Here is a 22550-nt window from a genome sequence, read left to right on the forward strand (position 1 = left end):
ACCGCGCAATCCAAACCGCGCTCGGGGAAGTCGTTTCCATTCGTCTCAACGAGGCTTGCCGCATGATAGAGGCAATATTTGCAGGCGCAATATGATATCTTTTCGGTGGTATTGCGGGTATCTCGAGCAAAACTTGGACCGAACAGATTTTTATTGTGAATCTTTTAATGAAGATGTGCATTCATATAATATTTAGCCAGCTAATAGGATTCCTTTTAATGCGTTCTTCCTTTAGCTGTTTTCTTTGATCCAAATTGTGATTGCCTGCTCGAATTCAGTTCCGCGGCCTAATTTTTCCGACTCCTTGCTTAGTCGATTAATGACCTTCACGACCTTGTCCGTAAATAATGCTGAAGAGATGTAGCCATCAGAGGCAGCTGCGTCAGGGCCAAATGGGAGTTCCAAGCTGGTCAACATGTCCAGAAGGTAGCTGACCTCCGAGGGGGGGCCACGATGCGCCCAGTAGTGAACCGTACGGAGCGCCACGCCCAACTCAGCCGCGAAACCGGTCTGGGTCCGGCGCAGCAGACGTAGGCGAGCCTTAAACTCTTCCCCTGTCATTCGATCTCGCGCGAGGAGGCAAGCCGCAGCAGATGCATCAGCCGTGCGGCACCGGCGCCGTTGCCGCGAGCCCACCGAGGCATGAGTGTTCCTTCCACTATATCGCGCTGGCAGTTGATTTCGAACTCCCTCCAAGCCAGACGGCCTCCAAACTGCCGCTGGTGCCCGGTGTGCGATCGGTCCTACCAGCGATGCCGCGAACACGTTTTGCGCGATGCCCAAATGGAAGCGTAAGTGCAGCAGATGCCAGACAGCTTGACCCGCCTATTTCGGCGCGTGTCACAACTCTTCTTGGTGTGTAGGGAAAATTATCCGTTTCAGACAGATTGCCAAAGTCGCTGCTCAGCTGGGAATATTGGTCTTGCTCTGCCCGAAATCTCGGGTCCAATCTATGGCGCGCTTGGTGAAATCCGGCGCCACTACTTGAGGTGCGCGACAAACCGCTCACACTGACCGGGCCATTCCGTAACGCGGAGGGATGCGCTCGTGGCAGGTCACCTGCCCGCAGCATGCGACTACGTGCTTCTGAGTTCGGCACGCACCCACCACGCGTTGCCACCGTATTGGTCTCCGACGCCATTCTTTCAGGTCCCCGAAGAGCCTGACGTTTGTACGAATGGGACGTAACGACACCATATTTGTCGCTCCTTAAGCGATGCCTCCCTTGTGGATATGTGCCGGTCGGCGCTGTTTTTGTTCATTTTTTGTTCTATAAACGTTCGTCGCCTGGTTTGAGGCGATCTCCTGATGCCGACGCCCGCCGAGCGCTCCGATCCCATCGAGCCAGCCGCGTCGCTGCAACCAATCCAGCCATCACGCTGACGGCCGGCGCCGCTGCCCGGCCGCGGGAGATTTCGTCATGTTGCCGACCTTAACGAAGCTGAACGACCAGCATCCAGACGCTAAGCCGTCTGATGCGCTTGCCCGTGCGTTCCTTCGAACCCTGGCACAGGAAGAGCGCAAGAACACTAAGTTCAAACGCGAATTCAGCTCGGATCCCGATTGTGACGACAGTAGCGACGATCCGGTCGAACTCATCCTCGCCCAGACCGAGGGCGAGAAAAAGGCCGAGCACGTGCCCATCCCGGCAGACCTCGCCGCGGTGGCCGTGCTGGTCGCTCGTGCCATCGAGGCCGAGGACGGCCTCGTTCGTCGTCTGCGGCGCGAAGCCCCGGTCGTTGTCATCACCACGCACATGCCGGATCTCGTCGAACCGGTGCGGGACGTCCTTGAAAAATGCGCCTTCCGACCCGGCGTCCGGGTGATGGATCTGAGCGGCAACAGAGCGGTCGCTCTGAAACCGACGCAGGCCGGCCTGCTCGTCCGCGACGGCTCGCAAAAGGAGCACAGACCCGATACTGGCAACCTCATGGTGGCCTCGGCGCTCCATGCGCGGGTTCCCATCGTTGGATGCGCACCCGATCCGATCCGCCAACTGCCGCGCGATTTCCTGCGCGCTGCCGAGCATCGCATCGCGCTCCCCGGCTTGGATCAGAGCACGCTCGACCTCATCATCGAAGCGGTCACCGGGGAAAGCCCAGCACGGCAGATTGATCCCGAGCTGGTTCGCACCCTCGACATCGCCGATTTGCCGATCGCATTCCGGGGTGCTGCCTCACCCGATGCCTGTATCGATGCAATCGCCCGGGTAATCGCAGCCAAAGCCCACTACCTTCAAACGGGTCCGACACTCGAGGAACTTGACGGGTATGGTGCAGCCAAGGATTGGGGCCTGGCAGTTGCTGCTGACCTGCAAGCCTATCGTCTCGGTCGCCTCGCCTGGGCCGAGATCGACAATCGGGGTTTGCTGCTGTCGGGCCCGCCGGGCGTCGGCAAGACCAGCTTCGCCCGCGCCCTGGCGAAGTCCGCTCGGGTTCCGCTGGTGGCGACCTCGGTCGCGGAGTGGAACGCATCGGATTACCTCTCCGGTACCCTGCAGGCGATCCGCAGAGTGTTCGCCCAAGCCCGGACCCAGGCGCCTTGCATTCTGTTCATCGACGAGCTCGACGGCATCTCCGACCGCGCACAGATCCGCGGCGAGCACGTCCAGTACTGGACCCAGGTGGTGAACCTGTTCCTCGAATTGCTCGCCGGCGTCGAAGAGCGCCCGGGCGTGGTCGTCGTCGCTGCCACGAACCACCCGCAGAACATCGATCCAGCCGTGAAGCGGGCGGGGCGCCTCGATCGCGAGATCGCGATCGAGCGGCCGAACACCACGAGCTTATTGAAGATCTTCCGGCATCATCTCGGCGCCGAGGCGCTGGCCGGAGATTCTTTGATGCCGCTCGCGCTCGCCGCGCGCGGCAAGACCGGAGCCGATGTTGAGGCGTTCGTGCGTCGAGCCAGGGGGGCGGCGCGCCGTGCCGGGCGCCAGATCGGCCTCGACGACATCCTGGCAGAGATCCGTCAGGGGCGGCTCGCGATGTCCCCAGACGCGCGACGACGCTCCGCCATCCACGAGGCGGGTCACGCGATCGTCGGCCGGTCGCTCGGCTGCGGAGCGCTCGTAGACCTGTCGCTCCACGACGGTGGTGGCCAGGCCCAGTTCGAGTACCCAGTCGACGGTGCTTCGACGCTGCCGCAGCTCGAGGCGACCCTCGCGACGATGCTCGCCGGACGCGTGGCCGAAGAGATCGAACTCGGTGGCGTCTCGATCGGCAGCGGCTTCGGCCCGGGATCGGATCTCGCCCAGTCAACGGCGCTCGCCCACGGCATCGACCTGCAGTTCGGGCTCGGCAAGCTCGGACCCTACTACGTCGACCCGGCCGAACGGCATATCTTCCTCGTAGGCGGGCTCGTCGAGACCGCTTCCGATCGGCTGCGGAGGGCTTACGCGCGGGCCCGTGCTGTCCTGGAAACGCAAACGACGGCGCTGCGGGCGATCGCCTCGGAACTTGCCGAGGTCGGCTACCTCTCCGCTCAAGACATCGACCGGATCATGCTGGATCACTCGGCGCCTGCGAGCTCGGCCGGAACGCCGGTACCGGCACTCGACATGGGGGCGGCCTGATGTTCGCGCTTCCTCCTGAGGCATTCGAGATCGGCGACCTGCAGCCGCTGGCCGAGGCCATCGAAGGCCTCTGCGCGATCCTCGACGGCGACCGTGAGGCTGTCATCGAAGGCTTGGCCGAGATCCTTAGACGACGCACTGCGTTCGAGGCTCTGAAGCGTCACACCCAATCCAGCCGCGACGCCTTGAAAGACCTGCGAGTCTAAGATCGGAGGCGTGTCGCGGCGAGGACGTTCGTTCCCCCGCCCCGCCCGACCACGCCTCCGACTGTCATCCACCACAAGCCAACCCCGAATCTCACACTCGAACCGGCCACATCGCGCGCCGGGGCGGCGGAGCATGTCCATGTCTGTCCTGAACCAAGGGCCCGGCCCCTTTCCCCATCTCGCGGAGATCGCGCGGAAGTACCGTGCCATCGCCGACGACCTCGATCGCATCGCCCGCGGCCGGCACCCGGGTCAGGATGAACTGCGCGATGCGCCGAGACTGTGGGAGTGGCGGGTGATCGCGTACCCCGTCCCCCATCTCGTCGGAATCGTCCTCGGCCATCCGCTGCTCAGGGACGGCGAGATCTGGACGAGCGAGCTCCTGACCTACGATCCCGAAAGAGGCTACGCCCGCACCCTGTCGAGGTTCTATCGGCTGGAATCGCCATCGTCCGATGGGGACTAATCCCCTCCGGGATTCCCGAGGCGCTCTCCGTCGGAGCGGATACCGGTTCGGCTTTAGCGAGCGCGTCGAATCGAGGACCAAGGGATTCTAACGCAGCGCGTGGTCGGCGTCCGCCCGCTCGATACTATCGCGAGCGGCGAGGCGAATGCCGGTAACGCTCAAACCCTCCGTCGCCGCACGGTCGAGGATCTTCCGCCGCGTCGCGATTGCCTGCGCCGGGTCGGTGTCCCAGATCACCGTCCAGTCCGGATGCGGCATCTGCAGCAGCCGCGAGTGGACGATGTCGCCCCGTCCTGAAGCACGAGTTCGGCGTTGGCGAAACGTGCGCGGCGGCTCGGCGTCAGGAGACCGCCGGCATAGTCGGCGTGGAGATGGCTTAGCCAGATCGTGTCAACCTGATCCAGCCGTGTCCGTCGCTAGTGCAGTGACGCGGACAGAGGATTCACGCGTCCGATGAGACGTGCGAGTCTGGGCCATGGCTCAGACGGTCTGTGTGCTTCTCGATGCGAGCGATGCGGCACGACTGGTTGCGATCGCCAGCGACCGCTCCCGCCCGCTCAAACATACCCAGCGTGCCCGCATCGTCCTGCTCTCGGCCGAGCGCTTTTGTGTCCAGGACGTCGCCCGGCGGGCGGGCGTCAGCCGCCCGGCCGTGTGGCGCTGGCAGCGGCGCTACGCCGAGGCTGGCGTCGAAGGTCTGCTGCGCGACAAGACGCGCCCGCCCGGCACGCCGCCCCATTCAACCGAGACGGTGGCCGAGGTACTGGCGCTGACCTGCTCGGAGCCGCCGGGCGAGGTCACCCACTGGACCGGCCGGGCCGTGGCCCGCGCGGTCGGGATCTCGTTGCGTGCCGTGCAGCGGATCTGGGAGGCTCACCGCCTCCAGCCGCATCGGCTGCGCACGTTCAAGCGCTCGCGCGACCCCGCTTTCGCCGCCAAGGTCGAAGATGTCGTCGGCCTCTACATGGCCCCACCCGCCCACGCGGTGGTGCTGTCCATCGACGAGAAGAGCCAGATCCAGGCGCTGGAGCGGACGCGCCCCGACCGTCCGCCTGCCCCCGGCCATCCTGCCGCCCAGACCCACGACTATACCCGTCACGGCACCACGACGCTCTTTGCGGCCCTCGACGTCCTGGCGGGCACCGTGCTCGGCCGCTGCATGCAGCGCCACCGGAACGGTGAGTTCATCCGGTTCCTCAACGCCGTCGAATCTGCTGTCCCGTCCGGCAAGGCGATCCACGCGATCCTCGACAACGTCGCTACCCACAAACATCCGAAGGTGCGCGCCTGGCTCGCCCGGCACCCGCGCTGGACGTTCCACTTCACCCCGACTTCGGCCTCGTGGCTCAACGCGGTCGAGGGCTTCTTCTCAGCGCTGACCCGTCGTCGGCTGCGGCGAGGCTCCTTCACCGGCGTCGTCGATCTGCAGGCGGCGATCAAACGCTACATCGCCGAGCACAACCAGCGCGCCAGACCCTTCGTCTGGACAAAGCCCGCCACCGATATCCTCGAAGCCGTCGGCCGATCCCCTGAACCATCCGTCTGAGTCAGTGCACTAGACATTCGTGCCCTTGCTGGCGCGGCGGGAGCGATGCGTTTTCGCGCCCCTGTCGGCGCGGGTCGGATCGATCGGCGACAACCGACAGGGCGGCTGGTACCCCTACCGGACCTCGAAGTCGGCGCTGATTCAGATCCTGCGAACGCTCGCGATCAAGGTCGCAAGCAGCCGACCGAAGGCGATTGTAGTCGGCATGCATCCAGGCATGGTCACGTCCGGCTTGTCGCGGCCCTTCCGGCCGGAGTCGACGGCCATCGGCCTCTGTCACCCGAGGAGAGCGCAGCGCATCTCCTGCGCGTGCTGGATGACCTGTGCTCAGCGACACCGGCGGCGTCTTCGCTTGGGACGGCTCGCCGAGCCCCCCCTGAGCGCGGTCTCGGCCCGAACAGATGGCCACGACGTCATGCGATTGTGTGGAGCCGGAATTGCTTACTACATGCGCCATCAGCCGGTATTGGCCTAACGCCCGAAACCAGACATTCGGGATTGCGCCCAACCCGGCCATTCAGTCGGCCATTACAACGTCCCGTAAGCGGCCCCTCGGCGACCAGCGCGGCTAGCGCCCGGAAATATCCCTGCCCAAGCACGCCCGGCATCAGGGTCGACAGGCAGGTCGCCACCGCGCCGTTGCGGTTTTCAAAACTGTGCGCGGTGCTGCGTAGCATGAACAGGGTCTAGCTCGGACGGAGCGCATGCGGCTCGCCTCGCGGCATTGACGGTGACGGTCAGGCTGTAGACGGTTCCGTCTCAGGCGCGGCGATAGTGAGCGACGGGCATGTGGCCGTGTGGCGGAGCGGTCATCTCGAACAAATCGAGGCGACCGTTCATCGCGTACTTGGAGCATAGGAACTGCACCGTCAGCGGCCCGATACTGATCTCCTCGGCCATGTTGTTCCTCGATCCCAAACCCGGAGATCAGGGTAAGACAATCCGACAGCCCTTCACGGACCTGGCACGCCCCCTTTCCGCCCATCCCTCTACGCAGCCCGTGCAACCAAGCGAACACGGCGCCGCCCATCGAGCGCCGTTGTGTCCGAGGATCAATCCGCCCGCGTGATCGGCCGCGCGAAACGTTGCTCCAGCACCTCGGCCTCCCATTGCCGTCCGGGCCGCTCCTCTACAAGCCGGAAGCCGTGCGACTCGTATAGGTGACGGGCGGCGTGAGGGCCCTGGAATGTCCACAGGTGGACGGCGTCGAAGGCCTGCCGCTCGCAGAAGCCTGGGTGTCGCGCTGATGGTCGGACCGGCCGCGCTGTCGGGGATCGGCGCCGGCTTGCTGGCGCAATTCGCCGTGCTTGGCGCGGCCTTACCGAAGGGGCGCGATCCTTGCGCATCGCGCCCCTTCGGTGGGCGTTAGGCCGAGAGCGCGACTTCGATTTTCGGGAAGTCGATGTCGGTCTGAGCCACGTTGTTGGTGAAGTTGGTGAGCACGTTCAGCGCGACGCCGGCGATCACCTCGACGATGCGGGCGTCGTCGAGGCCGGCCGAGCGGGCGCTCGCGAGATCGGCATCGCTGACTTGGCCGCGCGCCTCGACTACGCGACGGGCGAGAGCAGCGACCGCGTTGTCGACCGGGTCCTGCGCCTTTCCGTGGCGCGCGGCCAGGATGTCCTCGGGCGTCAGGCCCGCGCCCTTGCCCATCAAGGTGTGGGCCGAGAGGCAGTAATGACAGCCGTTTGCCTGCCCGACAGTCAGCGCGATGATTTCGCGCTGCTTGGCGGTCAGGGCACCGTGGGTCAACGCGTCGGAGAAGGCCAGGTAGCCGTTCAGCGCGGCGGGCGACCGCGCGAATATCGTGAAGAGGTTCGGCACCATGCCGATCTTGCCCTTTACAGCCGAGAGCGTCGACTGGACGGCGGGATCGGCATGGGCGGGGTCGATGGGGGTGATGCGGGGCATTGGAAGATGTCCTTCACTACGTCCGTGCGGGTTGCACCACAGCTCTATGAGCGACTACGCAGCATCGAAGGTGTCAGGATCATTGCCGATCGTCCCATTGGCGAGGTCGAGATGGACCATTTCGCGGCGCTGTTCGCTCACGCCGCCCCCACGGCGCGGACCTTCTTCACGGGCAACCTCTGCCAGACCGAGGATTTTGGCGATGCAGGCCACCTTCATTTGATGCAGGCCGGTGCGCTGCGGCTTGTGCTGGCGGGGCAGGACGATCTCGTCATCGACGAGCCGACGCTCCTCTTCCTACCCCGTGGGCGCCCGCACCGGTTCGTGGCTGATGCCGAACGCGGGGCGGATCTGGCCTGCGCCACTGTCGACCTCGGCGGCAGGTTCGGCAATCCCATCGCGCATGGCCTCCCCGAATTGATCGTCATGCCGCTGAGCCGCCACCCGGTGCTGGTGCCGACCTGCGCGCTCCTGATTGCTGAGGCGTTCGGCGAGGGAGATGGTCGCCAAGCCGCGCTCGACAGCTTGTTCGCCTACCTGCTGATCGTCGTCGTGCGCGACGTGATGACCCGGGGCCTGATCCAGGGCGGCGTGCTCGCGGGGCTGGCCGACCCCCGCCTCTCGCGCGCCTTGACCGCGATTCATGATCGGCCGCGCAAGGCGTGGACGCTGGACGACCTCGCCGAGGTCGTCGGCATGTCGCGCACGCGCTTCGCCGCGGCGTTCAAGGAGGTCGTCGGTCAGACACCGATCGAGTACCTCACGCGCTGGCGCATGATGATCGCGCGAGGCAGCCTCGCCAAGGGGCGGCCGGTCAAGCGCGTCGCCGCCGAGGCTGGCTACGATAGCGCCGCCGCGTTCAGCCGCGTGTTCGCACGGGTGACGGGCGAGAGCCCGCGTGCCTTCAGGTCGAAGGGCGAACACTCAGACGATGCGTGAACGCTGGCGCGAACATCGGAGCCTGTTGCCCCTTCGACAGCCCCGCATCTGACCGAATTAACAGGTCGCTCACGAACGCCTCGGTGAGCCTGTCGGCGCGCAAGCCCGGCCCATATGATCAGATCGGGAGCACGTCCGGGCTGAGTTGCCGCGTCATCGAGGCTGCGCTTGATCGGTTCCACACGCAGAGCAGCACGAACGCCGCCGCAGGGAGCACCCACTCAAAGGGAGGAACCGCGGGCCCGATGGGGATGAGCGAGGGACCTGCATAGGCGGGAACGGGGAGCGCGCGGATCATCGTTGACCTCCAGCGAGGCTGTAGGTGGTTCAGCAGCCGGTGCAGACGGCCGTGCGGATCAGGTGATTGAGCCTGCGGCTCTCGGCGTCGAGGGAGGGCTTGGTGCCAAGGCGTGCATCGAGGGCGGCACCGGCCGGCTTCGTGACACCCGAACGGATGATCTGCCGGAACAGCGGGCCGGCGGCGGGAGGCGGTATCACCCCGGTCTGCACGGCCGGCTCCGATGGCGCGGATATGGCGAGGCGCCCACGGGCCACGGCGTTGCCCTGCAGGCCGAGGGTGAGGAGGAGCGTAGCGGCGATAGCGGCGGTAGGCTTGGTCATGGGAGACCTCCTTGCATTCGCGATTGCTCGGAACTCGCACAGGCCTCGCTCCCGGTTACCCTCCGCGGGTGCGTCCGCGCACCAGAGCGGCACAGCGCTCACGGTAGGCCGACCGCCGATTGCATCATCGTGAACCGCGCCGGGATTTTCGGAAGCTCCCACTCTTGAGAGACCGGAGCCATTATGAAGCATACTCCACCATTTTCCTCCGACGTCCGCGAGCATGCGGTGCGGATGGTACTGGGGCACCAGGGCGAGCACGCCTCGCCGTACGGCGCGATCCGCTCGACCGCCGCCAAGATTGGCTGCTCGGGTTAGACACTGCTCAACTGGGTGAGACAGGACGAACGTGACCGGGGCGTACGGGGCAGGCCGACGACGGACGAGCGCGAGCGGATTAAGGCGCTCGAGCGAGAGAAGCGCGAACTGCAGCAAGCCAATGAGATCCTGAGGAAGGCAGGCGCGTATTTTACCCAGGCGGAGCTCGACTGCCGGTTCCGGCCATGATCGCCTTCATCGACGATCGCCGCACCTAGCTACGACCTCGGCCAGCCCCGGCTCACAGCCCGCGCAGGGGTTGATATAGATCAAGGCCTATCGAAGAAGACAGCACAGCTTACAGTGAAGCTACGGATAGCATCCGAGACTCCATGGGAGAGCTTCGCCCATGTCTCTAATCAAGCGCGATGGCTGCCACTCGACCCGGCGCGGGTCCAAATGCGAGCAACCGCCGGCCTTACGCCGCGGGCGAGAACACTGGGTGGTGCGCTGGATCGGAGCTGCCAAGCGTCGAACTAAAAATCCGATCGAGAGTGCTCCGATTGAGACTTCTGGCGCTCGCATCATTCGGCTAAGCTGTGCTGATACCTTCGGCCGACCGGTATGCCCTGAAGTCGCCAGCATGATTGCGCAAGTGCTGCCCTTCCAGGGCCAATAAGGCGCGAACAATCTCGCGCGCCACGCTTGACTGCCGATCAGGCGCTCTTCCGTGCCTTGCGCTGATTGACAAGTCCACCATGCGACCCGAGCCCGCTAGCCCTCGCGAGAACTGAACGCTGTGCGGCGTAGCTCGGCGCGACCATCGGATAATCGGCCGGGAGGCCGTAACGCTCGCGATAAGCGCGGGGATCAAACCCATGAGCGGTGAGGTGGCGCTTGAGCGTCTTGTAGACCTTGCCGTCGATGAAGCTCACGATCCCATCATCCCGGATCGACTTGCGGATCTGGGCGGGCGTCGGCTTCGCGACCTCAGCGTCTGAAGCTGCAGCTCCTACTGCGGTGGCTGTACCCAGGTTGGCGACTGCCGAATGCACCTGTGCAATCAGAGCCGGCAGCTCGGTAGGCGGCACAGGGTTGTTCGAGACATAGGCTGAGACGATGTCGGCGGCCAGACCGGTGAGGTTGAGACCAGCTTGCTGTGCTTCTTCGCTCACGGCGTTCGTTCCTGTGTACCCCTCGATTTTTGCGGGATGGAATAGGAAAGGCGCAAAAGCAAGTCTATACATTCAGTTGCACGCAATCGACCTGCCATCTCACCGGCATAATGATCTGCAACTTCGGTCAGCATTCGGCTAAGAGGTAGCTCCTCTGCGCAACCTCAGGGCGTTGCGCTGCCATCTATGATGTCACTGCGTTAAGAATATTGAGGGATGTCACTGAAATCGATGAATGTTCGCTCATCGTTGCCGTGCGAACATGACCACGCTGGAATACGAGCATCGTTCTGGCGGCGCCAATCGCACTCGCAATCCTCACCGTTGTAGCGTAGCTATTTCATGTGGCGCCGCCGTGAAACGACCTTTCCCCCGCACGAGACGATCCTGTCGGAAGTGTCACGCTGTAAGCAGACAGTCGATTGCCATCGCGCGCGATCGAGGCTAGCTCAACCGCGCTGGGAACCGTCTCAGCATGTGAACCTTGGAACTCCGCCCGGCGATCTCCCCCGATCGACCGGGTTTTCTTTCTGACCGGAGCGTCGATCAGAAGGGTAATCACTCGGCGGTAAGCGCTGGCAGCAGCTGTCGCGGGCGCGCCGCCTCATAGACCACGGCGTGAAGTGCGATCAAGTATATGCCCGCGATGAGGATTATAACGCCGACGCCGACCCAGTCGTGAATGGGCGGATCGTGGCTACTGCGGCGCGTGACGCCCGTCAGGACGCCGCACTTCTCACATATCCTCGCAGAGGATCGGAGCCGTTGTCGGCATGCTGGGCACCTCGTAAGCAGCATGAGCCTGCTCCCTGCTTAGGAAAGGCAAGATGCACCCCGCGCTCAGTTGCGTTTTGATCTGAATCAACGGCTACGTTGGGCCGGCGCGCCACTAGCTGTAATAATATTACGGTTAGAGCCCGGAACTGCGGCGGCACTTCAGCCGGCGACTTCGCTGCTCGCCGCAAGCGCGACCGCCCGGACATAGCCGAACGCGTCGAGAAAGGCCGCCTACTTCCCGGTGCGCCGCGTCACGGACGGCAGCGGCGGCCCTCGCGTGGTCGCATCCCGCGCTTAGAACCTGCGGCGGCCGCCGGCCAAAACCTCGGCTAGCCAGTGCCAAGCGATCAATCAGCCCCGTTCTTGGTGGCCGTTCCGCCGTACCAAATGAGGTTTGGGCCGAACGGGGGCCGGGGCCGCGAGGCAGCCGAACCCGTGTGAACCACACTTCGTCGAATCGCGGGGTCGTACGCACGAGCATTTGACGGCCGCAGCCGAAGCTCATGAAGAACTAGCGGATGACAAAGCATCTTCGGTTCAAAGTGGATGGTTGACACGCGCTGTCGTCAGGTCAGAGTTATTTCGTCCAGTCGCCGCTGCGTCAGAGCAGTGTCCCGTCGGATCCGAGCTCAGGATCGAGTTCAGGGTCGGTTTTGGGCGTTTCGAGCCTGGTAAGCGCGTAGCGTAGCGCGGCGATGGCGCGCATCCGCCGCACGGGCTCGATCGGTACGAGTAAGCACACCGGTTTGGACGGCGCGAAGATCGCAATGGTCGTGAGCATCGACCTGTCGTGATCGGTAACGGTCACGACGATCGCTTGTCTGCCATAACCGCTGCGGCTTCGGTCGTTTGGAAAGGAGACGACGTTGCTCATGCTCGGCCATTCTGCGGCGGCTGTTCGACACCGAGTGCTGAGGTGACGCTCAAGGAGATCCTATGTTCACCACCCAGCATCTGCGTGCATGCGTTGTTGCTGCCGTCGCAGCCAGCATTTCGTGCCATCGCGCCGCGGCTAAGGGCAAGATATCCGACCGCCAGCTTCTTGTCGCAACGTCTCACCAATAGGATCGTACCGCCCAAAGCCAACGGGCGACGATCACACCCCGCAGCAGGTTGAGGCTCATACCGAGTAGATCCTACGATCCCTTGTTGCGAAAAAGTTCGTAAGCGGCCCGGTTCAGGGCAGTATAGAGCCGGGCCGCTGATCGCATCGGGGGCGACCGACGATCTGTCCGCGCGGCCTTGGGCAGGGCGCCGTTCGAAAGTCGCGTCCTGCCTCTCTAATCATTTGCTGGAATGCTTGTGCGCGTTGGCCGTATGGCGATGCGCGTGTTCGGCATGCTCGTGCGCGCTGGTGGAGTGGCGCTTCGCCTCTTCCGCGTTGCCGTGAGCATGGTGATGAGCGGCTTCGTGGTGATGATGAGCCGCCGCGGCATGGTGCGTCGCCGCAAGCATGTGATGCTCGTGAGCGGGATGTGAGTTCATGGCCATGATCGAGACCCTTCGTTGTCAGGCTCCGGACCGCTTCGCGAAGGTGCGCTCCGAGGCGTGCTCATTCGGCGCGGCCGTGATGATGTCGCTGATTCCGGTCTGCGGTCGCTGAGCAATTCAACGTTCGACGCACTGGATGCGTTGACCTGCATCAAGGCCGCCGCGCGTAGAGGGTGATCGGATTCCAGTATGGAAGATGGAGGCGAACCTCATGGCGCAGAAATTAGATCGCTTGGCTCGGGAAGCCGATGAGATTTCCACCAAGATTGAAGGAGCATACGAGAAGCTGATCAACAAGCTGCAATCCAAATCTGATAAGGCGCGCGCGAAGATGAGCAGCAATCGGACTATCAGTACGCGGAATATGTTAGGACAGCGCGCCAAACTTTATGCTGAAGCTGCGCAGGAGATTGGCGCCTGCTTGACCAAGCGACGCATTGCGTCGGGAGACACGCCACACGTCGACGGCAAGAGGGCAGGCTCTCGCGATGCGACAGTCGAGCGCCTCAGTTGAATATACCAGGCTGGAGCTAAATAACCCGCTTGATCGGGGTCAACCACTCTTCACCAGCTCTGCCCTTCTGCGGAGAGCGGCGGACCGTTACATCCCGCAGCTCCGCGAGGGCCTCTGCTCGTGATGGTGAAGCGTTCGACACGCGCAGGATGTTCGACGACGAAAGCTACCGTAGACCGAATGCCGCGCGCTTAGCGGTCGGCGTTGAAGCCGCCGTGGGGCTCAAAGCAAGACCATGGCTGATCAGAAAAGAAAACGAGCGGCACTCGAGCGGCACGGTCGCGCTAAGTCCTTGTTGGCGGGACCAGACAGTCGTCCCGTCCACACCCCGACTGCACAGCTGTTGCCGCGCATCAGAGTGCGTCAAGCCGCCTGCGCGGTTTCCTCAGGCTGGGCGAGCAATCGCGCGAGATCGGCGACCGGCAGCGGGCGGCTGAACAGGTAGCCTTGCATCTCGTCGCAGCCTTCCTGCTGGAGATGATCGCGCTGCTCGGCGGTCTCGACACCTTCGGCCACCGTTGTGATCCCGAGAGCGGCGCCGAGACCGGCTACCGCCCGCACGATCGCCGCGCAGTGACGGTTAGCGCCGAGCTCGCGCACGAAGGACTGGTCGATCTTGATCTTGTCGAATGGGAACGCCCGCAGGTAGCTCAACGACGAGTACCCGGTGCCGAAATCATCCATGGCGATGCGCACACCGAGGTCGCGCAAACGGTGAAGGACCGCCAGGTTGGCGTCGCTGTCGACGAGCAGCACCGACTCGGTGATCTCCAGCTCCAAGCGCTTCGGATCGAGCCCCGCATTCGCCAGCGCCGACACGACGGCGGGGACGAGGCCCGGCTGCCGGAACTGCAGCGGCGAGAGGTTGACCGCGACCTTGATCTCGCCCGGCCAGGTGGACGCTTCCCGGCACGCTTCGCGCAGGACCCACTCGCCGATCGGTGCGATCAGACCCGTCTCCTCGGCGATCGGGATGAACTCGGCCGGCGAGATGAAGCCGCGTTCGGGATGACGCCAGCGCAGCAGCGCCTCGCAGGCGATGATGCGGTTCTCTCGCAGGTTCATGAGCGGCTGGTAGTACAGCTCCAAGGCACCCGTGTTCAGCGCTTCCCGCAGCGCGCGCTCCAACGCACGGCGCGCCTGGACCCGCGCGTTCATCCCCGCCTCGAAGAACCGGAACGTGCCGCGTCGCTCCGCCTTGGCCTGGTACAGCGCGAGATCGGCGTTGTTGAGCAGGAGATCGGGGGTGGTTCCGTCGCCCGGCAGAACGGCGATGCCCAGACTGGCGCCGATCACCACCTCCTGCCCGAGGACGGTGAACGGTCGGGCCAGGTGCTCGACGAGGCGCGCCGCGAGGTGGCCCGCCGCCTCGGGCGATGACGCGCTCTCCTGCAGGATCGCGAACTCGTCGCCGCCCAGGCGGGCGACCATGTCCTCCGCGCGCACGCAGGCCCTGAGGCGCTCGGCGACCACCCGCAGCACCGCGTCGCCGGCCGCGTGCCCGAGCGTATCGTTGATCCCCTTGAAGCCGTTGAGATCAAGGCAAAGCACCGCGGACTGGTCCGGACGGCGCTGCTGTCGCTCCAGGACGGCGCACAGGCGCTCGCGGAAATAGGCTCGGTTCGGCAGGTCGGTCAGCGGGTCGTGGTGCGCCATGTGGGCGATCCGCGCTTCGACGGCGCGCCGCTCAGTGACGTCCTCGGCGATCCCGAGCAGGTATTGCGGCCGTCCCGCCTCATCCGCGACGGACAGCTGCTTGATGTGGAGGAGGCGTTTTCCGTTGGCGGGTGTGTTGATCTCGCGCTCTTCGACGAGAGCGCCGCCATCAGACGTTAGGAGAACGCGCTCTTCGCGAGAAGCGGCAGGCCCTTTCTCGGCAGCCAGAAACAGCTCATGGGCGGTTTCGCCGATCAGCTCCGTCCGCGGCACGCCGAGCAGTTCCTCTCCGGACCGATTCAGCAGGAGGAGACGGTGTGCGACTGCGTCTTGCACGTACACCATCGCGGGAATGTTCTCGACGACTGTGTCGAGAAAACTGCGCGTTTTTCGCAGCTCCGCTTCGGCGAGTCGGCGCTGGGTGACGTCGATGGAAGCCACCAGCACGGCCGGCTGCCCCCTGAGGATCAGCGAACGTATGTACGGCAGGATCTCGATCGAGGATCCATCCGCCTTGATATGACGCCAGATCTGCTCGCCGTCGTAGGGGCTCACGCGGTTCGTCAGGACCGCCTGGACCGCGGCGTGGTCCGCCTCGGGCCGGATGTCGAGAGCCGTCATCGTGAGGAAGCGCTCGCGGCTGTAGCCGTAATGCTCGACCGCGGCGGCGTTGACGTCGAGGAACCGCAACGAGGCAGCGTCACAGACCCACATCGGCAACGGATTGGCCTCGAACATCATCCGGAATGACGCCTCGCGGGTGCGCAACTCCGTGATGTCGACCAGCGTGATCACGAGCAGGTCGCCCAAGGTTGAGGCCGCGACTTTGAGGAACAACTCCCTCTGATCGACGACATAATCCAGCTCGAAATCGATACGGCCGCCAGTCTCGACGACAGCGTGCAGGCGGGTGACGATATCCTCCGCCCGGCTTCCGAGCCGGATCGCTGAGAGGTGCTGCCACAACAGGGCGCTGGCCGGCTGGCGCATCAACGTGGCAGCGCCGGCATTCAAAGCGACGATCTGGAGATCCTGCAGGGCACCATCGACATCACGCACGGGGATCAACGCGAGGATCCCCTCGGTAGTCGAGTGATAGACCTGTTCGACGAGGCTGGATCGGCTCTCGGGTTCGCCGACATGGACGAGCGCGACGGGAAAGCCCCAGTGCGTTTCCAGGGGCAACACCAGGATCTGATGTACTTCGACGACGCCGTTCTCGACGCGGCTGGCCGCCTCCTGCGCGGGCCGGCCGGTTTGCAGGGCCCGGTGCACGACTTGGCGCAGGACCCGTGTGCAGTCGCTGCGCTCCCGCGGGGACTGACCATCGGCCGCCCCATGCAGCCAAACTGCGACGTGTGGTGCGATGCGCACGATGGAGAGTTCATCGCCATCGAGACGCACGATGGCGGTGCTATCGGCGAACCGTCCGAGCGTGCCAAGGGCAACGTCCTCGTAGCGAGGCAGCGCCATACCCGGCTTTCGAGCAGCAGACCAACGCTCGCTTAGGATGTGAGCTGCGCTGCCCGACGCGTCGGATGGGCGATGTTGAGCCTGGATCGACATGTCGCCGGGGAGATCGCACAGACAGATAAGATCACCAATGCAACGCGGCGGTTGAGATTGGATTAAAATCGGGAAGCCGCCGTGAGATGCGGCGCTTCAATGGCGATCGGAAGAGATCAATACTTACTCAATTCCGACACACCTGCCGAGGCCGGTTCGGGTATAAGACCGATTTACCTGCCAGCGCTGAAGCAATGAGAGGATGAGATATGCAATAGAAGGAGCCGTCAGAAATTTGCGAGTGAGTGGCATGCCGTCAACCGGTTTTGAGCCAGCGCGCTGTTGGGGGCCGTCTCCGGGCTATGATCCAGTCCTCAATCTCGCGACTAGTTGGCAAACTGGAGAAAGTGTCGATGCTTGCCAGCGTGCCGACCAGCTTCGGGAACAGTGAGCGGCGAGGACCGTACGGTTCGCCGCTCGCGCGGAGGTCTCGATACGGCGAGGCAAAAACGGGCGCTCTCCTTTGAGAGGAGCGCCCTGAGTGCGTTCCGGTCTCGGGAAGGAACGTGTCGATCTGCTATGACTTCACGCCGGCGTGAACAAGCCACCGCAGGTAAGAAGCCGGGCGTGTGTCCGTGTCATCGAAACGTCACATGTGTTAAGAGGCAGGTGACGCGTTCGTTGAGAGAGGAGGAAGGCATGGCCTCCATCGAGGAGATCGCGGCGACGCTGCGCAGCATCGCGACGCCGGGGATGAAGCCGAAGGCTTTGCGCGCCGCCATACGGGAACGGTACCCTGAGGCGAACAAGAAGGAGATCGTTCGAGCCGCCTTTTACGCTATGACTGAGACCTCTCCTGTGGGGCAGGATGCGCTGCCGGACCTGCACAACTTTGCCTTGTCCGAGCGGGCCGGCGACGAGGATGCGGACGCGGCGCTGAAGGTCGGCAAGCGCAAGGCGAAGAAACTGGCCCCCGACAAGGCTGGCAGGCCCGCAAACCCTGAGGTTGGAGCGCGATACGCAGCGTTCATACGACGCGCGGGTTAGATCATCGGCGCGACGTGCTCAGGCTCGCTTGGGGCGCCTGGTCTGCCGAGAATGCGCGTGACCCGCCTCACGCCGCATGAACCCGGTCGAGGAAGGTGTCGATAGCAGCCTGCAGGCTGGCGGTGCCTGTGTTGACCTGCGAGGCGCCACTTCGGACCTGATCAGCTTGTGCCGCGTTCGAGGCGGCCGCCTCTTGCACACCGCCGATGCTGTTGGATACGGTCCGGGCTTCGGCCGCAGCACCCGCGATAGCGCGGGCGATCTCCTGGCTGGCGTGTCCCTGCTGTTCAGCGGCCGCGGCCACGTCGGAGGCCGTCTTGCTCATTTCCGCGATGGTGCCACCGATCGAGCCGATCGCATCGACCGTCCCGTCGGCGGCGGCTTGGATCGCCGCGACCTGGCTGGTGATGCGGTCCGTCGCGGATGCGGTCTGCGTCGCGAGTTCCTTCACTTCAGCCGCCACCACCGCGAAGCCGCGGCCCGCAGCGCCGGCGCGCGCCGCCTCGATGGTCGCGTTGAGGGCCAGCAGGTTGGTCTGCGCGGCCACGCTGCGGATCAGCGTCACCACGGCTCCGATCTCGCCGGCGGCCTGCGACAGGCTCACCACGGTCGTCTCCAGGCCGCGCGCATCGTCCAGGGCCGCGGCCGCGATCTCGCTCGTGTGCCGTACCTGCTCCTCGATGGCCCGGGCTGAGCTCGACAGCTGTTCCGCGGCACCGGCGATGCTGTTGACCACCTCGACCGACTGGCTCGATGCGACCGCCACGCGCGTAGCCTGCGCCGTCGTGTCCCCGGCGGTGCCGGACAGGGCATCGGCCGTGGCCTGCATCGCCTGAGCCGAGCACGCCAAGCTCGCTACGGCTCGCTTGGTCTCGAGCTCAAAGGCGTGCGTGGCCTCGGCCAGGACCTGGGCTCGGACTGCGTCCTGAGCCGCTCGCTTCTCCGCGCCAGCGTCGAGATCCCGCTTCTCGATCAGCGCGACCTGAAAGGCCTCGATCGCGCGCGCCATCTCGCCAATCTCGTCGGCGCGACGCGTGAAGGGGACTTGGTCGTCGAGCTTCTCGGCAGCGAGCGCCTGCATGGCGGCCTTGAGCCGGTGCAGAGGTCGTTGGATCTGGGTTGCGAGAACCCAGAAGGCGACACCGAGACCCAGAAGCAGAGCGACGGCCGGCGCGACCAGAAGGGTCAGTGTGGCCCGATGGCGCTCCTCCGCGACAGCTGCGCGCTGCGCGTCGAGGTGGGCCAGCATCTCGCGTCCGAGATTGCTGATCTCAGCGACCATGCGCTCACGGTTCTTCACCGTGGCTTCGTCGGTGGCCTGGATCAGGGCGGCCTTGGGCGAGAGGGTCAGGCCCATTTCGGCTGTTTCGGTCTGATAGGCGATGAACTCCTTCACTGCGAGGTCGAGCTTGCGCTTGCGCTCGGGCGAGAGTTGCGCGTCCATGGCAGTGAGAAAGGGACCGCGCGCCTGTTCCACATCGGTGAGGGCGCTCTGGAGCCCGGCGAGCCGGGCTTTGGCCTCCTGGGTGTCTTCGGCGGTGTAGACCGCGGTGGCCTGCACCACTGCGTGCTCGATGGCCTGGGCCAAGGTCCGCGCCTGCAGGCCGGCGTTCCAGGCCGCTTCGGTCGCTGCTGCGCGCTGCTGCTCCTGATCGGCTTGGCGGAGGGCAAAGCCGGAGATGCCGGCGGCGACGAGGCCGAGCAGGCTGATCACGGCCACGAGTTTATGGGCCAGGGAGATACGCATCAGGAACTGCCAAATACCGAGTTGATGCGCCGGTCCCTGCACCGGCATCCGTTGCGCTACCCTTAAGGATAGCTGGCAAAATCGCCTCGACACATTATGAATTAAAACGCCCATATCGTTATGATTGCCAAACAGCGATTGCAAAGAATGAATATTAAAGTCAATATTAAGAGCCATCATACTCAAGGTACCGAGCAATATCCTTCAATCGCATAGGGCTGCTTCGGATTTGCACTTGGCGCGCAGGCCATCCAAACCAGATCAGGCGGAAACATACTGCCCAGACTCATTATGGATCAGCGAGGCGGTCGGCTGAGCAGCGGCAAACGTCCACCTCCGCGATGCAGCGCTTCGGAGCGAGCCGGTCTACTGCCACAATCAAGACATGCTATACTGATAGTTGAAGCGGAGCGTCAGCGATCTCATCGGCTCGGAAGTGAAATGAAGTGCATAGACGCGCACCTGTTCAGACTAAGTGTTGGCGACTTCCATGTACCTTGATCCGGCCACCTTGCTGATCGCCAGCTCTGCGACAACTTTCCTGGTTGGCACGTTACTTCTGGTAGCGGGGCGTGAGTCGCAGGGATCCCGCTCTCTGAGCCTCTGGGGAGCGGCACATCTCATTGGCGCCATCGGTTCCGTCGGCATCGCTCTACGCGACCAAGTCCCTGACCTGCTTTCCATCGGGCTGGCCAACGTGCTCGTTCAGGCCGCTTATGGATTGATCTGGAGCGGCGTCCGCTCCTTCGAGGGTCGTTCGATCCGCCTAGGCGTTGCGTTCGTCGGCGCGATATTCTGGTGTGTCCTCTGCCTGGTTCCGGCCTTCTACGCGTCAGTTACGCTGCGGATCCTATATGGTTCGGCCGTGGCGACACTCTACTGCAGTTCGGCCGCCGTGGAGATCTGGCGCGGCCGCGCGGAGCGGCTCGCCTCCCGAGTTCCGGCTTTCACTGTGCTAGGCCTTCATGGTGCAGTCTACTTCGTCCGGATCCCGCCGACCCTGACGGCACCACAACTCGGATCCAACCCGATCGCCACACCCTGGGTGGCGATCCTGTGCTTCGTGACCATGCTGTTCTCGATCGCCTCGGCCTTCACCTTCTTGGCGCTTGTGAAGGAGCGGGCCGAGCGCGAGCAGCGCATCGCCGCCTCTACCGATGCGCTTACGGGCGTACACAATCGACGCGCCTTCGCGAAAGCCGCCGAGTCTATACTGGCTGAGCATCGAGATAGTGTACTATTGCTTATTGATCTCGACCGGTTCAAGGCCGTCAATGACAGCTATGGCCACGCGGTCGGCGATGCGGTGCTGGTGAGCTTCTGCGCCATGGCCACCTCCCTGCTGCCGCAGGACGCGCTGCTGGGGCGCCTCGGCGGCGAGGAATTCGCCTGCCTTTTGCCGGATGCCTCCCCCGAGGAGGCCCTTGCCCGGGCCGAGGAACTCCGCCGAACCTTTGCGCAACTTTTCGTCGCCGAGTTCCCTGAGCTGCGAGTCAGTGTCAGCATCGGGATCGCACAAGCGTGCGGTGTGGGCGGATACGAGATTCTGATGCACTGCGCCGATATGGCACTCTACACCGCCAAGAATGGGGGGAGGGACCAAGTGGCCATGGCCAAGATGCCAGCCGGGCAGTCCGCTGATGGCCAAGGGCGCATCCCGGATTGTGCGCTGATAGCGAGACGAGACTGCGTGCCTGCTTTTACTGCGCGGGAACGCAGTCCGTACAGGCCAGGCTCAAAGTCCGCGTAATTACCCAGGCCTGTGATGGCTGGGCTCAGGCGCCGATGGTTTTGAGGATGGCGCCGAAGGGACTGCTGCCTGTGAGGCGCGCGGTGTCGACGACGGTGCGAATGGCGGCCTCGCCCTCGGCCGCCCACATGGCCCGGTAGCCGTTGGTGACCTTCCGCTGCACGACAGCCGGACGCAGCAGCCGCTCGGAGCCGTTGTTGGTCGGCTCGACCTTTCCGGGATAGGCGAGGAAGACCAGGAGCTGATCGCGGGCGCGGCTGATCTTGGCCTGCAGGTCGCGGCTCAGATCACAGCGGCTCGACGTGGCGAGGATGGCACCCAGTTGCCGATCCAGGCTGCGGCGCTTGGCCGAGAGCGTCGCGGCAGCCAAGTCGGTGACGCGCTCGGCCAGGGCGAACACGCGCTGCAACCAGAGTTGCAGGCGCCAGGGCACGGGATCGTCGCTGGCCTCGACGCCATAGGCGACATCGCGGGCCAGATGCGCCAGGCAGGTCTGGTGCTCATCCGCGTGGCCCTGTTGGGCGGTGTAGCGGTCGGAGATCCACACCGCCGGTCGGTGCCCGTCCATCATCTCGCGCACCACGACAGCGCCGCGCGTCGGGGAGGCGGTGTGCACCACGGCTTGCGCCGAGTGGAACAGCCAGTGGTAAGCGTTCGAGCCCTCGATGCGCACGCCAGTCTCGTCGCAGGCGACGACCTCAGCCTTGCGCAGGGTCGCGATGGCCGCGTCGCGACCGGCACGGAAGCGGTCCTGCGCGCGCCGGAGCAGGTTCATCAGCCCGCCCTGGCTGAGGGTGAGGCCGAACAGATCGGAGAGCGCCGCCTGCAGCCGTTCGTACGAGAGCGCCTGAAAGGTCTTGAGGTACGTCGCCACCGCATGCAGCCGCGGACCGAAGGGCGTGCCGCGCGCCGCTTCGGGCGGTGGCGCGATCACGCGCGTCCCGCAGCTCGGACAACAAACGGCAAGGCGCTGGTGCTGCGTCACAATCGGCGCCACCTCAGGCAGCTCGATTTGCTCAGAGACGCTGACGATCTCTGCCGGAAGTGCGGCGTGCAGGCTGGCGCCGCAGCACGCGCACGCCTCGGGACGATGCTGGACGATCGTATCGGGATCATCGCTCAGCACCCGGCTGTGACCCTCGTGACCGGGCTTGGCGCCGCCGGGCTTAGAATGCTCCCGCTGCTCCTTGCGATCCGTCGCGGGCGGCTTGGATGAGGTGCGCGAGGTCTTCTCTGGCCGCTGCAGCCGCAGCACCAGCTCGATCAGCTCCTCGCGGCTCAGCCGTTCCAGTTCGCTGCGGCCCATCCCGCCAGGGAATCAGCGAAATCCGACCCGCGCAAGAGGCAAGCTCGTCCCGGCAAGCGGCGC

The 22550-nt window shown here is 64.5% G+C and carries 18 protein-coding genes and 3 pseudogenes; 10 read left to right on the forward strand and 11 right to left on the reverse strand.

Annotated elements, in window-relative coordinates; all coding sequences use genetic code 11:
• Positions 1-231 precede the first annotated feature (231 nt).
• Positions 232-561, reverse strand: a complete 330-nt coding sequence (locus P9K36_RS16785) for a hypothetical protein (RefSeq protein ID WP_139239616.1) — start codon at positions 559-561, stop codon at positions 232-234.
• A gap of 859 nt (positions 562-1420) precedes the next feature.
• On the opposite strand from P9K36_RS16785, the gene P9K36_RS16790 reads away from it, so the two are divergent.
• From P9K36_RS16790 to P9K36_RS16800, 3 genes are all read left to right on the forward strand, one after another.
• Positions 1421-3571, forward strand: coding sequence for an AAA family ATPase (locus P9K36_RS16790; RefSeq protein WP_051976328.1), 2151 nt, complete (start codon positions 1421-1423; stop codon positions 3569-3571).
• Positions 3571-3777, forward strand: a complete 207-nt coding sequence (locus P9K36_RS16795; protein WP_043388259.1) for a hypothetical protein — start codon at positions 3571-3573, stop codon at positions 3775-3777. The genes P9K36_RS16790 and P9K36_RS16795 overlap by 1 nt, the downstream gene beginning before the upstream one ends.
• A gap of 139 nt (positions 3778-3916) precedes the next feature.
• Positions 3917-4243, forward strand: a complete 327-nt coding sequence (locus P9K36_RS16800; RefSeq protein ID WP_043388257.1) for a DUF6634 family protein — start codon at positions 3917-3919, stop codon at positions 4241-4243.
• An 87-nt stretch (positions 4244-4330) separates the two neighbouring features.
• Here the strand turns inward: P9K36_RS16800 and P9K36_RS16805 are convergent.
• Positions 4331-4686, reverse strand: a pseudogene (locus tag P9K36_RS16805) (hypothetical protein); the annotation flags it as partial.
• Positions 4687-4718: 32 nt separating this feature from the next.
• Between P9K36_RS16805 and P9K36_RS16810 the strand changes: the two are divergent.
• Entirely contained in the window at positions 4719-5789 is a 1071-nt protein-coding gene (locus P9K36_RS16810) for an IS630 family transposase (RefSeq protein ID WP_170867530.1), read from the forward strand.
• A 759-nt stretch (positions 5790-6548) separates the two neighbouring features.
• On the opposite strand, the gene P9K36_RS16815 is transcribed toward P9K36_RS16810, so the two are convergent.
• The 3 genes and pseudogenes from P9K36_RS16815 to P9K36_RS16825 form a co-directional block, all read right to left on the reverse strand.
• The gene (locus P9K36_RS16815; protein ID WP_158713311.1) at positions 6549-6689 is read right to left on the reverse strand and encodes a hypothetical protein; all 141 of its coding nucleotides are present in this window, start codon (positions 6687-6689) and stop codon (positions 6549-6551) included.
• A 152-nt stretch (positions 6690-6841) separates the two neighbouring features.
• A pseudogene (locus P9K36_RS16820) lies at positions 6842-6988 on the reverse strand (MarR family transcriptional regulator); the annotation flags it as partial.
• A 166-nt stretch (positions 6989-7154) separates the two neighbouring features.
• On the reverse strand, positions 7155-7700 hold the full coding sequence (locus P9K36_RS16825; RefSeq protein WP_043387826.1) for a peroxidase-related enzyme: 546 nt from the start codon (positions 7698-7700) through the stop codon (positions 7155-7157).
• A 6-nt stretch (positions 7701-7706) separates the two neighbouring features.
• On the opposite strand from P9K36_RS16825, the gene P9K36_RS16830 reads away from it, so the two are divergent.
• Positions 7707-8639 (forward strand): AraC family transcriptional regulator, encoded by a 933-nt coding sequence (locus P9K36_RS16830; protein ID WP_230366881.1) that lies wholly within the window; start codon positions 7707-7709, stop codon positions 8637-8639.
• A gap of 327 nt (positions 8640-8966) precedes the next feature.
• Here the strand turns inward: P9K36_RS16830 and P9K36_RS16835 are convergent, their stop codons facing one another.
• On the reverse strand, positions 8967-9260 hold the full coding sequence (locus P9K36_RS16835) for a hypothetical protein (RefSeq protein WP_043387824.1): 294 nt from the start codon (positions 9258-9260) through the stop codon (positions 8967-8969).
• Between the two features lie 183 nt (positions 9261-9443).
• Between P9K36_RS16835 and P9K36_RS16840 the strand changes: the two are divergent.
• Positions 9444-9784 (forward strand): annotated as a pseudogene (locus P9K36_RS16840) (transposase); the annotation flags it as partial.
• 450 nt (positions 9785-10234) lie between these two features.
• Here P9K36_RS16840 and P9K36_RS16845 read toward each other — a convergent pair.
• Both P9K36_RS16845 and P9K36_RS16850 read right to left on the reverse strand, forming a co-directional pair.
• A complete protein-coding gene (locus P9K36_RS16845; protein ID WP_230366880.1) occupies positions 10235-10693 on the reverse strand; it encodes a MucR family transcriptional regulator in 459 nt (152 codons plus the stop codon).
• 1378 nt (positions 10694-12071) lie between these two features.
• Positions 12072-12344 carry a hypothetical protein gene (locus tag P9K36_RS16850; protein WP_139239584.1) on the reverse strand — a complete coding sequence of 91 codons (273 nt, stop codon included), beginning with the start codon at positions 12342-12344 and terminating at the stop codon, positions 12072-12074.
• Positions 12345-12787: 443 nt separating this feature from the next.
• Here P9K36_RS16850 and P9K36_RS16855 point away from each other — a divergent pair, with 443 nt between their 5' ends.
• Positions 12788-12949, forward strand: coding sequence for a hypothetical protein (locus P9K36_RS16855; RefSeq protein ID WP_158713310.1), 162 nt, complete (start codon positions 12788-12790; stop codon positions 12947-12949).
• 208 nt (positions 12950-13157) lie between these two features.
• Positions 13158-13475, forward strand: a complete 318-nt coding sequence (locus P9K36_RS16860) for a hypothetical protein (protein ID WP_139239583.1) — start codon at positions 13158-13160, stop codon at positions 13473-13475.
• 363 nt (positions 13476-13838) lie between these two features.
• Here the strand turns inward: P9K36_RS16860 and P9K36_RS16865 are convergent, their stop codons facing one another.
• Entirely contained in the window at positions 13839-16604 is a 2766-nt protein-coding gene (locus P9K36_RS16865) for an EAL domain-containing protein (RefSeq protein ID WP_179240068.1), read from the reverse strand.
• 732 nt (positions 16605-17336) lie between these two features.
• Here P9K36_RS16865 and P9K36_RS16870 point away from each other — a divergent pair.
• Positions 17337-17684 carry a hypothetical protein gene (locus P9K36_RS16870; RefSeq protein ID WP_051976286.1) on the forward strand — a complete coding sequence of 116 codons (348 nt, stop codon included), beginning with the start codon at positions 17337-17339 and terminating at the stop codon, positions 17682-17684.
• Positions 17685-17751: 67 nt separating this feature from the next.
• Here P9K36_RS16870 and P9K36_RS16875 read toward each other — a convergent pair whose 3' ends face one another.
• The gene (locus P9K36_RS16875) at positions 17752-19479 is read right to left on the reverse strand and encodes a methyl-accepting chemotaxis protein (RefSeq protein WP_230366879.1); all 1728 of its coding nucleotides are present in this window, start codon (positions 19477-19479) and stop codon (positions 17752-17754) included.
• A 442-nt stretch (positions 19480-19921) separates the two neighbouring features.
• Between P9K36_RS16875 and P9K36_RS16880 the strand changes: the two genes are divergently transcribed.
• The gene (locus P9K36_RS16880; RefSeq protein ID WP_081948803.1) at positions 19922-21181 is read left to right on the forward strand and encodes a GGDEF domain-containing protein; all 1260 of its coding nucleotides are present in this window, start codon (positions 19922-19924) and stop codon (positions 21179-21181) included.
• A gap of 25 nt (positions 21182-21206) precedes the next feature.
• Here P9K36_RS16880 and P9K36_RS16885 read toward each other — a convergent pair whose 3' ends face one another.
• Complete coding sequence (locus tag P9K36_RS16885; RefSeq protein WP_043387809.1) at positions 21207-22487, reverse strand: IS66 family transposase; 1281 nt, start codon at positions 22485-22487, stop codon at positions 21207-21209.
• Positions 22488-22550 lie beyond the last annotated feature (63 nt).

The sequence above is a fragment of the Methylobacterium sp. 391_Methyba4 genome, from assembly GCF_029691625.1.
Classification (GTDB): Bacteria; Pseudomonadota; Alphaproteobacteria; order Rhizobiales; family Beijerinckiaceae; genus Methylobacterium; species Methylobacterium fujisawaense.

Coding starts and splice junctions, on each gene's coding strand:
- P9K36_RS16830 (WP_230366881.1), top strand. CDS start 7,707: ATGTCCTTCACTACGTCCGTGCGGGTTGCACCACAGCTCTATGAGCGA.
- P9K36_RS16835 (WP_043387824.1), bottom strand. CDS start 9,260: ATGACCAAGCCTACCGCCGCTATCGCCGCTACGCTCCTCCTCACCCTC.
- P9K36_RS16850 (WP_139239584.1), bottom strand. CDS start 12,344: ATGAGCAACGTCGTCTCCTTTCCAAACGACCGAAGCCGCAGCGGTTAT.
- P9K36_RS16815 (WP_158713311.1), bottom strand. CDS start 6,689: ATGGCCGAGGAGATCAGTATCGGGCCGCTGACGGTGCAGTTCCTATGC.
- P9K36_RS16870 (WP_051976286.1), top strand. CDS start 17,337: ATGGCCTCCATCGAGGAGATCGCGGCGACGCTGCGCAGCATCGCGACG.
- P9K36_RS16875 (WP_230366879.1), bottom strand. CDS start 19,479: ATGCCGGTGCAGGGACCGGCGCATCAACTCGGTATTTGGCAGTTCCTG.
- P9K36_RS16790 (WP_051976328.1), top strand. CDS start 1,421: ATGTTGCCGACCTTAACGAAGCTGAACGACCAGCATCCAGACGCTAAG.
- P9K36_RS16785 (WP_139239616.1), bottom strand. CDS start 561: ATGACAGGGGAAGAGTTTAAGGCTCGCCTACGTCTGCTGCGCCGGACC.
- P9K36_RS16880 (WP_081948803.1), top strand. CDS start 19,922: ATGTACCTTGATCCGGCCACCTTGCTGATCGCCAGCTCTGCGACAACT.
- P9K36_RS16865 (WP_179240068.1), bottom strand. CDS start 16,604: ATGGCGCTGCCTCGCTACGAGGACGTTGCCCTTGGCACGCTCGGACGG.
- P9K36_RS16800 (WP_043388257.1), top strand. CDS start 3,917: ATGTCTGTCCTGAACCAAGGGCCCGGCCCCTTTCCCCATCTCGCGGAG.
- P9K36_RS16795 (WP_043388259.1), top strand. CDS start 3,571: ATGTTCGCGCTTCCTCCTGAGGCATTCGAGATCGGCGACCTGCAGCCG.
- P9K36_RS16860 (WP_139239583.1), top strand. CDS start 13,158: ATGGAGGCGAACCTCATGGCGCAGAAATTAGATCGCTTGGCTCGGGAA.
- P9K36_RS16825 (WP_043387826.1), bottom strand. CDS start 7,700: ATGCCCCGCATCACCCCCATCGACCCCGCCCATGCCGATCCCGCCGTC.
- P9K36_RS16855 (WP_158713310.1), top strand. CDS start 12,788: ATGGCGATGCGCGTGTTCGGCATGCTCGTGCGCGCTGGTGGAGTGGCG.
- P9K36_RS16810 (WP_170867530.1), top strand. CDS start 4,719: ATGGCTCAGACGGTCTGTGTGCTTCTCGATGCGAGCGATGCGGCACGA.
- P9K36_RS16885 (WP_043387809.1), bottom strand. CDS start 22,487: ATGGGCCGCAGCGAACTGGAACGGCTGAGCCGCGAGGAGCTGATCGAG.